The following is a 14,850-nucleotide window of genomic DNA, read 5'->3' on the forward strand; positions in this document are numbered from 1 at the left end:
TTCCGCGACCCGGCAGCGCCACGCTTGCACGCACACTAGCACCGCGGCCGGGGCCGGCAACGTACCCGTCTCGCCCCAGCGCTTGGCACAGGCGGCGCGGCGGGCCAATTGCCTTTTGGCGCCAGCCGGCCGCCCGCTGTGCCGAAGCTTCAGGCCACGCTGAGCGGGAAGGGCACCACCTGCGCGCCCGCCCCCTGCGGCACGGCCGGGGCCACGCCCGGCGCTGCATCGGCCGCCGCCAGCACCCGGCGCACCTCTTCGACCACCGAGGCGGCTTCGGGAGCGATGTCCATGTTGGACAGAAGCCGGTCGAGCAGGGCCAGCAGGCGCGAGCGCTCCTGCGGCGTCTTCAGCAGCGCGGGCAGGGTGGCGATGGCCTCCGCCTCGTTGCGGTCCACGATGATGGACTGGCGGCGGATGATGGCCTGCGCCACATCGGAGGGCATGGCCAGGAGCCCCAGCTCGTAGCCCACCAGCTCGCGGATCTGCTTCAGGGTGGAAAGCCGGCGCTCGTTGCCGCCCCGCTTGAAGCCGATGAGCGCCACGCGCACGCCGGCATCGGTGAAGCCGCCCTCGCGGATGGCGGCGAGCGCGGCCGCCACTTCCGCCGGCGGCTGCTCCACCAGAGCGGCGGCGGTGGCCGGCGCGGTGAGGTCCGGGTCCAGCATGGCGAAGGTGCCGTAGAGGCGGAAGAATTCGGTCTCCACCGTCGCATCGCGCAGGCGGCGGTAGAGGTCCAGGCCGGCGGTGATGGCGGTGGCGGCGAAATGCTCGCCGGCCACATGCACGCCCTTTTCGTCGCGCGGCGTGCGCTGGCTGCGGGCGAAATCGGCGAGCGGCGCCATGGCCTTGAGCCACGGGTTGAGATCGGACAGGCCCCAGCGCACCGCGCGCAGCGGATGCACCGCCCGCGTGACGCGCCCCATCTCCGGCGTCACCACGGCGGCGAGCGCCGGATGGACGAAGGTCTCGTACAGCCGTGAATTGGTCTGCGAGACGTTGGCCACCACCTCGAACGGGATCTCGTCGTTGCGGTCGTACTTCTGAAGAACCGCGAGATCCTCCACCCGGCGCTCGGTGAGGGTCACGTCATACTTCACCTCGGGGCCGGAGCGGTCCTCCTCGATGGTCATGCCGTAGAGGCCGGGGGGCAGCGCCTCCACATAATCGAGCAGGTCCACGATCTGCGCATGCTCGCGCCGGGCGATGGCGCCGGAGACGAAGATGCCGAGATGGCCCACGCTCTCGTGCATGAGGCCGACGATGACCTGCCCGGCATCCTTCAGCGCCTGCGTGGTGGGATAGAGGTCCGCCACCCAGTTGATGGCCTGCTGGGGCGGGGTGATGTTGTCGCCCAGCGAGGCGAAGACGATGATGGGGGAGCGCACGGCCTTGAGGTCGAAGGTCTTGCCCGGCGCCCATTCCGCCTTGCCGGCGGCCAGCCTGTTGCCGACGAACAGGTTTTCCACGATCCACTTGATCTCTTCCCGGTTCATCAGGAAGTAGCCGCCCCACCAGCGCTCGAATTCCAGGAAGCGCGCGGGTTCGGTGTCGATCTTGGAATAGAGCGAATAGTATTTGGTGAAATAGGTGTTGGCCGGGTTCAGATACTCGAAATTGTCCACGAGATAGGCGCCGTCGAAGACACCGCCGCCGAGGTCCGAGGCCAGCGATGCGGTCCACGCCCCGCCCAGCACGCCGCCGGCATAGCGCATGGGGTTCTCGGCATCGTTGCCGGCCCAGTAGGACATGGGCGCGCCGTTCACCACGATGGGGCCCACATTGTCCGGGTCCAGCGCCGCCACCAGCATGGCGGCCCAGCCGCCCTGGCAATTGCCCATCACCACCGGCCGCTCGCGGGTGGGGTGGCGATCGCGCACGATGCGCACGAATTCGGATTCCGCCAGCGACACGTCCGCCAGCGTCTGCCCCGGCACCGGCTCGGGGAAGAAGATGACCATGTAGACGGCGTGGCCCGCCTTCAGGGCGAAGCCGACTTCGGAATCCTTCTTGAAGCCGCCGATGCCCGGCCCGTGCCCGGCGCGCGGATCGATGATGAGGAAGGCGCGCTGCTCGGGATCGAGCGTCACGCCGTCCGGCGGCAGGATGCGCACGAGGGCATAGTTGCAGGGCCGCGCGAAGGTGCGGGCGTCGGCCACCATCTCATAGTCGAAGGCGAGCAGCGGCGGCTTGCCGGCCTTTTCATGCGCGATCCAGTTGTTGCCGCGCTGGCGCATGGTGTCCCAGAAGATCAGCGAGCGCTGGGCGGCGTCGAAGGCGTAGGAGACGCTGTCGCGCCACGCCTGCGCCGGCGTCTGCGGGCGGCCCGCCCCGGCGAAGGCGGAGGCGGCTTCCCGCATGGCCGCGCCATAGGCCGAGACCGCCTCGCCGATGCGCAGGCGGTAGATCTCCGCCACCCGGCCGTAGACGTTCATCATGTCGAGCGGATGCATGGAGGCCTCCTCAGGCCGAAGGAACCTGGGTGTGGGAGAGGACCTGCCGCATCTCGCGGACGATGGTCCATTCCTCGTCGGTGGGGATCACATAGGCCTGCGGGCCGGTGCCCTTGGTGATGCGGGTGGCGCCGGCGCGGTTGGCTTCCGGGTCCAGCTCGAAGCCGGCCCAGGCCACGGCGCGGAGCACCTCGGCGCGGGTCTCGGCATCGTTCTCGCCGATGCCGGCGGTGAAGACGAGGGCGTCGATGCCCCGCAGCGCCGCCACCAGCGAGCCGAACTCGCGGTTGATGCGGTAGACGAACAGGTCGATGGCCCGCCGCGCCCCCGCATCCGTCTCGCAGCGCTCGCGCAGCACGCGCATGTCATTGGAGAGGCCGGAGACGCCGACGAGGCCGCACTTGGTGTAGAGGAAAAGCTCCGCCTCCTCCGCGCTCATGCCCATCTCGCGCTGGAGATAGAAGACGACGCCGGGATCGATGGTGCCGCTGCGCGTGCCCATCACCAGCCCGTCGAGGGCCGAGAAGCCCATGGTGGTGGCGATGGAGCGCGAGGCGTCATAGGCGCACAGGCTCGCCCCGTTGCCGAGATGCGCCGCCACCACCCGCCCCTTGGCGAGGCGCGGATCCACCTTCGGGAACTGGGTGGCGAGATAGGCGTAGGACAGGCCGTGGAAGCCGTAGCGCTTCACGCCCGCATCGGTCATCGACTGGGGAATGGCGAACATCTGCGCCAGTTCCGGCTGGGTGCGGTGGAAGGCGGTGTCGAACGCCGCCACCTGCGGCAGGCCCGGCACGCGGCGGGCGATGATGCGGATGGGTTCGAGGCTCTTCGGCTGGTGCAACGGCGCGAGCGGGGAGAGGGTGTCCAGCTCGTTGATGATGGCGGGGGTCAGCTCCACCGCATGGGTGTAGTGCGGGCCGCCATGGACCACGCGATGGCCGACCGCGGCGAGCTGATGCCCGCCCCGGTGGGCGCCGAGCCAGTCGGAGAGAGTGGCCAGCGCCTCCTCGAAGCCGAAGGCAGCGTGGCCGTCCCAGCGCTGGTCGCCGACGGTGGCGCCGTCGTGGTCCTTCACCTTGAAGTGCGGATCGGTGCCCAGCCCCTCGAACAGGCCGCGATAGATGCGGTTGGGCACGTCCGCGCCGTCGTCCAGGAACACCTGGAACTTGAGGCTGGAGGAGCCGGCATTGAGGACAAGATGCACGCGCGCCATGGTCAGACCTCCAGCGCCTTGGCCGCCGCGCGGGCCGTGGCCTGCTGGGCGGCGGCGAGCAGCGCCGCCACCGCGCAGGAAGCGAGGCGCGTCGGCGCCGAATCCGCCCGGCTGGTGAGGATGATGGGCACCCGCGCGCCCACCACGATGCCGGCCGCATCGGCGCCGGCGAGGAAGGACAGGCTCTTCGCCAGCATGTTGCCGGCTTCGAGGTCCGGCACGACAAGCACGTTGGCCCGCCCCGCGACCGGGGAGGAGATGTGCTTGATGGCCGCCGAGCCGAGGTCGATGGCATTGTCCAGCGCCAGCGGCCCGTCCACGATGGCGCCGGTGATCTGGCCGCGATCGGCCATCTTGCACAGGGCCGCCGCCTCGATGGTGGAGGGCACGGCGGGGTTCACCGTCTCCATGGCCGAGAGAATGGCCACCCGCACCTCGGGGAAGGACAGCGCCTGCGCCAGCTCGATGGCGTTCTGCACGATGTGCGCCTTGTCCTCCAGCGAGGGGGCGATGTTGATGGCGGCATCCGTGATGATGAGCGCGTCCGGATGGCTCGGCACGTCCATGACGAAGCAATGGCTGATGCGCCGCGCGGTGCGCAGGCCGGTGTCGCGGGCGACCACCGCGCTCATCAGCTCGTCGGTGTGAAGGCTGCCCTTCATCAAGGCGTCGGCCTCGCCGCAGCGCACCAGCGCCACCGCCTTCTCCGCCGCCTCGTGGCTGTGCGCCGCGGCCACCTGCCGCACGCCGGAAATGTCGAGCTGGCCGGCGGCGGCCGCCGCGGCGATCTTGGCCGGGGGGCCGACGAGGATGGGCTCGATGAGCCCGAGGTCCGCCGCCTCCAGCGCGGCGCGGAGCGAAACGTCGTCGCAGGGGTGGGCCACCGCCACCTTGAGCTTCGGCAGCGCCTGGGCCGCCGAGATCAGGCGATCATACTTGGCATGTCGATTGTGCTGGGCGTCCTGGGCCGCCGCTGCGGCCAAATGAGCGGTCATGTGCGCTCTCCCTCGTGCCGCCGCACGGGCCGGCCGGGCGGCTGGGCCTCCTGGCGGATGCTCGCCCCAAGCTGTCGGCCCGCAGCCTCTCGCCTTCCATGATGCAGATCAAGGGGCGTGTGACGGCATCCGCGGAATGGTAACTGGATGGCGCGAGAATGGGTGGAGCCGGTGACGCAATGCCGTTCGCGGGTACTGGGAGAAAAATCCGGCCGGGCGCCTGCGGGGAAGCGGCGGCCCGGCCGGCGCTTTCCGGGAGGTCTCGGTTGAGCGCGTCGCCATCGTCCACGGAAGCTCCGGGCGCCGCATCCCCAAAATGGAGGAGGACGCAACGGAGCCGCGAAGGACCCTTACGGCTCGAAGGCGAACACCTTCTTCCAGTCGTCCTTCATGGAGATGACGTACCAGCCGCGCGCCTTCGCCTCGTCATAGAGCTTCTGGGTGAAGGTGCCGACCTCGGAGTATGGCAGGCCCTGCGCCGGGCCATAGGCGAATTCGCGCTTCCCGTCGTCGTGCAGCACCAGGGCCGCGAAGCGCAGGCCCTTGCCGGCCTTGGTATATTCCAGCATCTGCCGGTCGCCGGTGGAATTGCCGAAGGCGGCAATGGGGCGCTTGCCGATGACGAGGTGGATGCCCTCCGGCTTGCCGCCGTTCACGTCCTCGAACAGAACGGCCGGCTCCAGCCGCAGCACCGGACGGCCCGCGGCGTCGTAGCCGAAGCGTACCGCGTCCGGCGTGCCCACCACCTGCTCGGGCGGGATGCCATAGAGCTTCTCGGAAAAGGCGCGCACGAAATCCTGCCCGCCGCCGGTGACGATGTAGGTGCGGAAGCCGTTGGCCCGCAGCAGCTGCAGCACCTCCTGCATGGGCTGGTAGGTGAGCTCGGTGTGCGGGCGGTTGAGCACCGGATTGCGGGCGGTGGCCATCCAGTCCTGCGCCGCGGCGCGCAGCTCCTCCACCGTGAGGGATTCCAGCGTGAGCATGATGATTTTCATGAAATCGCCGGAGGAGAGCTTGCCCAGGGCCTCTTCGCTGGCCTTCTCGTCGCCGGAAATGGCCGTGCGAAACGGCTCCTCGGTCTTCAAGGCCGGATTGGCCTGCGCCATCGCGCGCACGCGGGCGGCGGCGAAGGCGACCTCGGTATAGACCGGCTGCTCCACCCAGAGCGTGCCGTCCTGATCGAAGGTGGCGATGCGGTCGGCGGGGGGCACGAAATCCGGCCCGCCGGGGGTTGTGGTGGCCTTCACGAAATCAAGGATGCCGGTCTTGGTCGCCCCCGCATTCCAGGAGGGGAGGGGATCGACCGCCTGCGCGAAGGCGGGGTGCGCGAGGCCGGCGCAGAGAAGACCGGCGGCGAGGACAGCGGCACGCGCGAACGGCCGCAGGCCGGCGGAAAATCTCAACGACACCATGGATCAAGCCCCCTCGCGCCCTGAACGCTGCGCCCTGCATGTTGTCCGATTCTGCGACGCCTGCGCGACGGCTTCAAGCGGTGGCCGCCGCATGGACCTCCTCTCCCGCCATGGCTCCCCCTTCACAGGCTGTCATGGCCGGGCTCGTCCCGGCCATCGACGTCGGGCCGATCGAGTCCCTGTCCAGAGATGTATTTCCGGCCACTCCACGTGGATACCCGGCACAAGGCCGGGCATGACGCTCGATAGGGATGCTCACACCGATCTGCACTGGACCCCGGATCTGCGCTCCGGCGTTCGCCGTCGCTTGTCCGGGGCACATCCCAGCAGCGAATAACTGACGTTCCGCAAACGTCCCTCTTGGCGAGCGGCCCTCCTTGCGCATAGATGGCGGTGCGGGGTCGGGCCACGTCGTTCCGGAATGGGGACGACGGGCACCGGTCGGTCATTTCTCGTGAGGGGGCCGGTCGAACGATCTGCGGGCAGGGGCCGCTCTGTGGAGCCATCCCGCCGCGTCGCACGCCTCGCCTCCCGCAACGGTGCTGCGCACCGAGGGAGCGGTCCATGGACCTTCGCCGTCGTCTCCTCAGCTTCCGTCCTATGGGCGCGCGCCTTGGTCTTGCCGTCGCACTGACGGCTGGCGTGGCCCTCGCACCCGTTTTGGCCCTCGCGCCCGCCTTCGCCCAGCAGGCCCGGCCCCAGACGCCCGCCGCCCAGCCCGCGCCCGCCCAGCCGGCGACCCCGCTGCCGCCCCGCGCGGCGAGCCAGAAGACGTTCCAGCGGCAGGATCTGATCGCCGGCGCTCGGCGCTATGAGCGGCTGCTGCGCCGCGAGGCCACCGCCCCGAGCGGTCCGCTGGACAAGGCCCGGCGCGACGCCGCCCAGGCCTTCCAGCGCAATGACGCCCGCGCCGCCGCCGAGCTTTACGCCGGCCTCGCGCTGGTGCAGGCGCAGGACCCGGGCATCTGGATGCGCCTCGCCCGCTCCCTCGCCGCCATCAAGCCCACCGACGACGAGGACGCCTCCACCTTCATCGACAATGCGCTGGCCGCCGCCTTCATCGCCTATCGCCGCGCCACCACGCGGGTGGAGGAGGGCGAGGCGCTCTCCTTCATCGGCCATGTCTATGCCGACCGGCGCCTGTGGCAGCCGGCCATCGACACCATGAAGCTGGCGCTGGAGCTGCGCGACACCCCCGCCGACCGCGCCTTCTACGACAAGCTGAAGGACGAGCACGGCTTCCGGCTGGTGGACTATTCGGTCGAATCCGACGCCGTGATGCCCCGCGCCTGCGTGCAATTCTCCGACGATATCGCGCCGGGCACCGACTTTTCCGCCTTCGTGCAGGTGGGCGGCATGGACAAGCCCGCCATCACCGGCGAGGCGCGGCAGATCTGCGTGGAGGGCCTCAAGCACGGCTCCCGCTACACCATCGCGGTGCGGCCCGGCGTGCCCTCGGCCAATGGCGAGAAGCTGAAGAAGGCCACCGAGCTTTCCATCTATGTGCGTGATCGCCAGCCCTCCGCCCATTTCTCCGGCCGCAACTATGTGCTGCCGCGCACCGGGCAGAAGGGCATCCCCGTCACCTCGGTCAATTCGCGCGAGCTGAAGATCAAGGTGCTGCGCATCGGCGACCGGGGCCTCGTGCCCACCGCCATCCAGGGCGAGTTCCGCCAGGGTCTCGACGGCTATGTGCGCGAGCGTCTCGCCGAGGGCGCCGGCATCGAGGTGTTCTCCGGCACGCTGGAGGTGGACGGCGCGCTGAATGCCGATGTGGTCACCGCCATCCCCGTCAACGAGGCGGTGGGCAAGCTGGAAGCCGGCGTCTACGCCATGACCGCGGAGCCGCGCGAGACCTCCGGCGACGACGATTACGGCAGCCTCGCCACCCAGTGGTTCATCGTCTCCGACCTCGGCATGACCGCCTTGGCCGGCCCGGACGGCGTGCATGTGCTGGTGCGCTCGCTGGGCAGCGCCGAGCCGGTGGCCGGGGCGGACGTGACGCTTGTTGCGCGTTCGAATGAGGTGCTGGGCACCGCGAAGACCGACGCCAACGGCTATGCCCGCTTCGATGCCGGCCTCTCCCGCGGCCCCGCCGGCATGGGGCCGGAGGTGGTGACGGCGCGCGCCGCCAATGGCGACTACGCCTTCCTCTCCATGAAGGAGAATGCCTTCGACCTCACCGACCGGGGCGTCTCCGGCCGCGAGGCGCCGGGCGCGCTGGATGCCTTCCTCGCCACCGAGCGCGGCGTCTACCGCTCCGGCGAGACGGTGCATGTCACTGTCCTTTTGCGCGACGCGGCGGGCAATGCGGCGCCCAACGTGCCCCTCACCGTGCAACTGGTGCGCCCCGATGGCGTCGCCGACCGCCGCGTGGTGGTGCAGGACCAGGGCGCGGGCGGGCGCACGCTCGATCTGCCCATCCTCAAGGGCGCCATGACCGGCACCTGGCGGGCCAAGGCGCTCACCGACCTGAAGGCCCCCGCCATCGGCGAGGTGACGTTCCTGGTCGAGGATTACGTTCCCGACCGGGTGGAGTTCGACCTCACGGCCCGCACGCCGCGCCTGCCGCGTGACAAGGCGGTGGAGGTACTGGTGGAGGGCCGCTTCCTGTTCGGCGCCCCCGCCTCCGGCCTCGACGTGGAGGCGGAGACCGAGCTGCGCGCCGCCGCCAACCGGCCCGGCTTCGCCGGCTATGCCTTCGGCAATGCGCAGGACGAGGTGCTGGCCGAGCGCCAGCCCACGGCCGACGCCCCCGTCACCGACGCCCGTGGCCGCGCCACGCTCCGCCTGCTGGCGGGCCAGCTCCCCAAGACCGCCCGGCCGCTGGAGATGGAAGCCTTCGTGCGCCTCGTGGAGGCCGGCGGCCGCGCCGTCCAGCGCACCATCGTGCTCCCGCTCGCGCCGGCCGGCAGCCAGATCGGCGTGAAGCCGCTGTTCGCCGATCGCGTCCGCGAGGGCGAGACGGCGAATTTCGACGTGGTGGTGGCGGGCGTGGACGACAAGCTGCTCGCCTCGCCCGGCCTCACCTGGAAGCTCTCGCGCATCGAGACGCGCTACCAGTGGTACCGCGTGAGCGGCTCGTGGGATTATGAGCCGGTGAAGACCGTGACCCGCGTCGGCGAAGGCACCATCGCCACCACCGCCGATGGGCCGGCCCGCCTCTCCGTGCCCACCCAGTACGGCCGCTACCGCCTCGACCTCACCGGCGACGGCCTGCCGCTCACCTCCCTCACCTTCGAGGCCGGCTTCGGCGGCGACGGCAATGCCGACACGCCGGACCGCCTGGAACTGACCCTCGACAAACCCGCCTACGCCGCCGGCGACACGCTGGAAGCCACGCTCACCGCGCGCACGGCCGGCACCGCCACGGTGATGGTGGTGAATGACGGTGTGCGCGCCTCCAAGGTGCTGCAGGTGCAGCCGGGCGCCGCCAAGGTCAGCTTCAAGGTGGAGGGCGGCTGGGGGCCGGGGGCCTATGTGGTGGCCTTCCTCCACCGCCCGCTGGATGTTCAGGCGAGCCGCATGCCCGGCCGCGCCATGGGCCTCTCCTGGTTCTCGGTGGACAAGGAGGCGCGCACCCTGAAGGTGGAGCTGTCCCCGCCCGCCGAGATGCGCCCCAACACCACGCTCGGCATTCCGGTGAAGGTGTCGAACCTGCCGGCCGGCGAGAAGGCCTATGTGACGGTGGCGGCGGTGGATGTGGGCATCCTCAACCTCACCGGCTACAAGCCGCCGGCGCCGGACAATGTGGTGTTCGGCCAGCGCCGGCTCGCCGCCGAGATCCGCGACTTCTACGGCGCGCTCATCGACGGCATGCAGGGCGCGGCCGGCCGGCTGCGCTCCGGCGGCGACGGCAGCGAGACGGCGATGATGGCGAGCCCGCCGCAGGGCCCGCCCGTCGCCCTCTTCTCCGGCCTCGTGGACGTCGGGGCGGACGGCACCGCTACCGTCTCCTTCCCCGTGCCCGCCTTCGACGGCACGCTCCGCGTGATGGCCATCGCCTGGAGCCAGAACCGGCTCGGCCACGCTTCGGCCGATGTGGTGGTGCGCGACAAGGTGGTGATGCTCGCCACCTTGCCGCGCTTCCTCGCCTCCGGCGACCGCTCCAGCGTCAACCTGGACCTGACCAATGTGGAAGGCCCGGCGGGGGAGTATCGCCTGGAGGTGACCGCCACCGGCGCCGCCGCTGTCACCGGCACCGTGCCCCCCGTCACGCTGGCCCAGAAGCAGCGCCAGTCCGTGCGCCTCGCGCTGGAGGGCCGGGGCGTCGGCCCCGCCACGCTCACGGCGCGGCTGACGGGGCAGGGCATCGACATCACCCGCTCGTTCCAGATGCAGGTGCGCCCGGCCTATCCCGACATCGAGCGGCGCACGGTGCGCAATCTCGCCCCCGGCGAGAGCATCAGCGTGTCGCGCGATCTCCTCGCCGATCTGCTGCCGGGCACCGGCAGCGTGGCGGTGAGCGTGTCGCCCTCCAGCACCATCGACGTGCCGGCGCTGCTGGCGGCGCTGGACCGCTACCCCTATGGCTGCACCGAGCAGGTGACGAGCCGCGCCCTGCCGCTGCTCTCCTACAACGACCTCTCCGTCCTCGTGGGCCGGGCGAAAGACCCGGAGGCCGACCAGCGCATCCGCGACGCCATCGTCCGCGTCTTCTCGCGGCAGGGGTCGGACGGCTCGTTCGGCCTGTGGTCGGCGGGCGGCAGCGATACGTGGCTCGACGCCTATGTGGTGGATTTCCTCACCCGGGCGAAGGAGAAGGGCTTCACCGTTCCCGATCAGGCCTTCTCGCTGGCTCTGGACCGGCTGCGCAACACGGTGAACCTCGCGGGGGCCGACATGCGCTCCGCCAGCGAGGGCCTCGCCTATGCCCTCTACGTGCTGGCCCGCAACGGCCGCGCGCCCTTGGGCGACCTGCGCTACATCGCCGACACGCGGCTGAAGGATCTCTCCTCGCCGCTGGCCCGCGGGCAGGTGGGCGCGGCCCTCGCGCTGCTGGGCGACCGCACCCGCGCGGAACGGGCGTTCAACGTGGCGCTGGAGGGCATTCCCGCCAGCGCCACCGCGCCGGAGATCGGCCGTTCCGATTTCGGCTCCGTGCTGCGCGACGCTGCCGCCCTCACCGTGCTCGCCCGCGAGGCGGGGCTGGACAAGGTGGCCGCCGTGGCGCTCGCCCGCGTGGATGCGGCGCGGGTGCGCACGGAGCGCACCTCCACGCAGGAGAATGCGTGGATGCTGCTCGCCGCCCGCACGCTCGCCGCCAGCGCCGCCAACATGACGCTGGAGGTGGATGGCGGCCTCGTGCGCGGCCCGTTCGGCAGCAAGCTCTCGCGCGCCGATCTGGAGCGCGGGCCGCTCACGCTGCGCAATGCCGGCACCGAGGCGGTGAAGGTGGTGATCGGCGTCAACGGTGCGCCGGTCGCGCCCGAGCCGGCCATCGCCAAGGGCTTCTCGCTGGACCGCAAGTATTTCACCCTCGATGGCAAGCCGGCGGACCCCACCAAGGCGGTGCAGAACCAGCGCTTCGCGGTGGTGCTCACCTTCTCGGAGGAGAAGAGCGCGCTCGCCGACGTGCTGCTGGTGGACTTCCTGCCGGCGGGCTTCGAGATCGAGAACCCCAACCTCATCAAGGGCGGCGACGGCGGCTTCACCTGGCTCGACGAGACCAGCGAGGCCGGCCATGTGGAGTTCCGCGATGACCGCTTCGTCGCCTCGGTGACGCGACAGGAGGGCGACGAGCCCTTCGTGGTCGCCTACACGGTGCGGGCGGTCTCGCCCGGCCGCTATGCCCACCCGCCGGCCATGGTGGAAGACATGTATCGCCCCGACCGCTTCGCCCGCACGGCGGCCGGCAGCATGGAGGTTGCGCCCGCCCGATGAGCGGCCCCGGCGAGATCGGCGCCCCCCGCACCGCCCCCCGACACCGCTGGCGCTGGATGGCAGGTGCGGCGGCGCTCGGCCTCGTGCTGGCGCTCGGGGCCGGCGCGGTGGGGCTCGCCGTCATCCGCGCCGATGCGCCGCCGCCGCCCGAGCCCAAGGTCTCGGCCGAGGTGGTGGACAAGGAGGGCCGCCTGCTGCGCCCCTTCGCCTTGCCGGACGGGCGCTGGCGGCTGGCGGCGTCGGCAACGGACGTGGACCCGCGCCTCGTCGCCATGATCCTCGCCTATGAGGACCGGCGCTTCCGCGACCACATGGGCATCGATGCCATTGCCCTGCTGCGCGCGGCGGGGCAGGCGGCCGGGTCCCTGCGGGTCGTCTCCGGCGGTTCGACCCTGACCATGCAGGTGGCGCGGCTCACCTTGCCGCCGCGTGCCCGCACGCTGGGCGCCAAGCTCGCCCAGATGCGCCGCGCGCTGGAGCTGGAGGCGCGGCTCTCCAAGGACGAGATCCTCTCGCTCTATCTCACCCTTGCCCCCTATGGCGGCAACATCGAGGGGGTGCGGGCGGCCTCCCTCACCTATCTCGGCAAGGAGCCGCGCCGGCTGACGCTCGGCGAGGCGGCATTGCTGGTGGCGCTGCCGCAATCGCCCGAGACGCGCCGGCCGGACCGTTATCCTGCCCGCGCCAGGGCGGCCCGCGACCGGGTGCTGGACCGCCTCGCCGCGCAGGGCTTCATCGCGCCGGACGAGGTGCGCGTCGCCAGGGCCGAGGCCGTGCCCACGGCCCGCCGGCCTTTGCCGCAGATCGCGCCCCACCTCTCCGAGGAGATGGCGGCCGAGCGGCCGGACCTTTCCCGCCACCTCTCTACGCTGGATGCCCCATTGCAGGAGCGGCTGGAGGAGCTGGTGCGCGAGCGCACCCGCACGCTGGGGCGCGGGCTCTCCGCCGCCATCGTGGTGATGGACAATGACAGCGCCGAGGTGCGCGCCTATGTGGCCGCCGCCGATTATTTCGACAGGGACCGGGCCGGCGCCGTGGACCTCGCCCGTGCCGTGCGCTCGCCGGGCTCCACGCTCAAGCCCTTCATCTATGCGCTGGCCTTCGAGGACGGCATCGCCCATCCCGAGACATTGATCGAGGATCGCCCCGCCCGCTTCGGCGCGTGGCGGCCGGAGAATTTCGACCGCACCTTCCAGGGCACCCTCTCGGTGCGCAAGGCGCTGCAATTATCGCTGAACGTGCCGGCGGTGCGGCTGCTGGAGGCGGTGGGGCCGCAGAGGCTCGCGAGCCGCATGCAGCAGGCGGGCGGGCGGCTGGAACTGCCCCCCGGCGCCGCGCCGGCCCTGCCCATGGGCCTTGGCGGCGTGGGCATCCGCCTCATCGACCTCACCACCCTCTATGCAGCTTTGGCGCGGGGCGGGGAGGCCCATGCCCCGGTCTTCCGCCGGGGCGACGGGGCGGTGGCGGCGCCGCGCAAGGCCCGCCTCGTGGACGAGGTGGCCGCCTGGTATGTGGGCCAGTGTCTGCTGGGCACGCCGGCGCCGGAGAATGCGCTCGGCGGGCGCATCGCCTTCAAGACCGGCACCTCCTACGGCTATCGCGACAGCTGGGCGGTAGGCTTCGACGGGCGGCGCACGGTGGGCGTCTGGGTCGGCCGTCCGGACGGGCAGGCCGTGCCCGACCTCACCGGCCGCGCGGCGGCGGCCCCTTTGCTGTTCGACGCCTTCGCCCGCATCGTGCGCACCCCGGCGAGCCTCGCCGCCGCCCCGCGCGGGGCGGTGATGGCCGGCAATGCAAGGCTGCCTCCGCCCCAGCGGCATTTCGGCCGGGCGCGTCAGGAGCAGGCGCTGGAGGTGGTCTATCCCCCCGACGGCGCGCGCGTCGCGGCCGAGGGGGCGGAAACGCTGGCCCTCAAGGTGGACGGCGGCACCTTCCCCCTGACCCTGCTCATGGACGGCCGCCCGGTGGCGCGGGTGGAGGATCGCCGCACCTTGTTCTGGACCCCGCCCGGCCGCGGCTTCGCCCGCCTCACGGTCATCGATGCGGATGGCCGCAGCGACAGCGTGACGGTGAAGGTGGAGTGAGCAAAAGAAAACCCGCTGCCTTGCGGCAGCGGGTGGAGGGCACTGGGAGGAAACGCGGAAGACAGGAACTTAAGACCGGCCGCCGCGAAACCGCGCGGCCGGGCCTTCAGGAATTCTCAGAAGCCGCGGGCAACGGCCTGGGTGATGCGCTGACGGTCGAGGCCCATCTCGGCGAGCTCGCTGTTGGAGCGGCGCGAGAGGTACTCATAGCGCTCCGACATGGCGCGGGCTTCGGCGACGGCGTCGAGGAAGTCGCACACCGCATTGCCGATGCGACCGAAGAAGCCGGTTTCGCGGGGAGCATGTGCAGTGATCGTGACCATTTTCGCCTCCATTTGATGAAGGCAAGATAGGCCATCCGCGTGCGATGCAATATAGCGGATTGTGCATGGCACCATTGCGTATGTCGTATACCACGAGGCCGGCCCGTCGCAGGGGTGTCGTCACATCGCGGACAGGCCCGACAGAAACGGGCCTGTGAATGGCGCGAAACGGGAGTTGAACCCGGCGATCGAATTGCGTATAGAGCCCACCTGCCTCGGCAGACCCACCCGCCCCGCTCCTGCGCCGGCCGGGTGTTGGGGGATAGTTCAACGGTAGAACCGCGGACTCTGACTCCGTTAATCCTGGTTCGAATCCAGGTCCCCCAGCCAAATCAAGCGCCCATCCCAGATACAGACGCAGCCCGCATCGTGATGTCGGGTGTTGAAGCGCGTCGGCGGGTCCGGCTTCATCGGCCATTGCGCCGCACCTGACGCCTTGGGAGCTTGCCGCTGCCCTCGCCGGTCCACCGATTCTCCAGATGAT

7 protein-coding genes and 1 tRNA gene are annotated in these 14,850 nt (G+C 70.9%); 3 read left to right on the plus strand and 5 right to left on the minus strand.

Annotated elements, in window-relative coordinates; genetic code table 11:
• Positions 1–149: 149 nt before the first annotated feature.
• From EJ105_RS11550 to EJ105_RS11565, 4 genes are all read right to left on the minus strand, one after another.
• Positions 150–2,453 (minus strand): DUF3141 domain-containing protein, encoded by a 2,304-nt coding sequence (locus EJ105_RS11550; protein WP_250166448.1) that lies wholly within the window; start codon positions 2,451–2,453, stop codon positions 150–152.
• Positions 2,454–2,463: 10 nt separating this feature from the next.
• The gene (locus EJ105_RS11555) at positions 2,464–3,669 is read right to left on the minus strand and encodes an acetate/propionate family kinase (protein ID WP_250166449.1); all 1,206 of its coding nucleotides are present in this window, start codon (positions 3,667–3,669) and stop codon (positions 2,464–2,466) included.
• A gap of 2 nt (positions 3,670–3,671) precedes the next feature.
• On the minus strand, positions 3,672–4,664 hold the full coding sequence (locus EJ105_RS11560) for a phosphate acetyltransferase (RefSeq protein ID WP_197022978.1): 993 nt from the start codon (positions 4,662–4,664) through the stop codon (positions 3,672–3,674).
• 350 nt (positions 4,665–5,014) lie between these two features.
• Positions 5,015–6,076 (minus strand): HAD family hydrolase, encoded by a 1,062-nt coding sequence (locus EJ105_RS11565; RefSeq protein WP_250166450.1) that lies wholly within the window; start codon positions 6,074–6,076, stop codon positions 5,015–5,017.
• A gap of 564 nt (positions 6,077–6,640) precedes the next feature.
• Between EJ105_RS11565 and EJ105_RS11570 the strand changes: the two genes are divergently transcribed.
• The gene (locus tag EJ105_RS11570; RefSeq protein WP_250166451.1) at positions 6,641–11,959 is read left to right on the plus strand and encodes an alpha-2-macroglobulin family protein; all 5,319 of its coding nucleotides are present in this window, start codon (positions 6,641–6,643) and stop codon (positions 11,957–11,959) included.
• A complete protein-coding gene (gene pbpC / locus EJ105_RS11575) occupies positions 11,956–14,043 on the plus strand; it encodes a penicillin-binding protein 1C (RefSeq protein ID WP_250166452.1) in 2,088 nt (695 codons plus the stop codon). The genes EJ105_RS11570 and pbpC overlap by 4 nt, the downstream gene beginning before the upstream one ends.
• Positions 14,044–14,159: 116 nt before the next feature.
• Here the strand turns inward: pbpC and EJ105_RS11580 are convergent, their stop codons facing one another.
• On the minus strand, positions 14,160–14,366 hold the full coding sequence (locus EJ105_RS11580) for a hypothetical protein (protein WP_024277617.1): 207 nt from the start codon (positions 14,364–14,366) through the stop codon (positions 14,160–14,162).
• A 256-nt stretch (positions 14,367–14,622) separates the two neighbouring features.
• On the opposite strand from EJ105_RS11580, the gene EJ105_RS11585 reads away from it, so the two are divergent.
• Positions 14,623–14,696 (plus strand) — tRNA-Gln (locus tag EJ105_RS11585).
• Positions 14,697–14,850 lie beyond the last annotated feature (154 nt).

It is taken from the genome of Xanthobacter aminoxidans, from assembly GCF_023571765.1.
Lineage (GTDB): Bacteria > Pseudomonadota > Alphaproteobacteria > Rhizobiales > Xanthobacteraceae > Xanthobacter > Xanthobacter aminoxidans.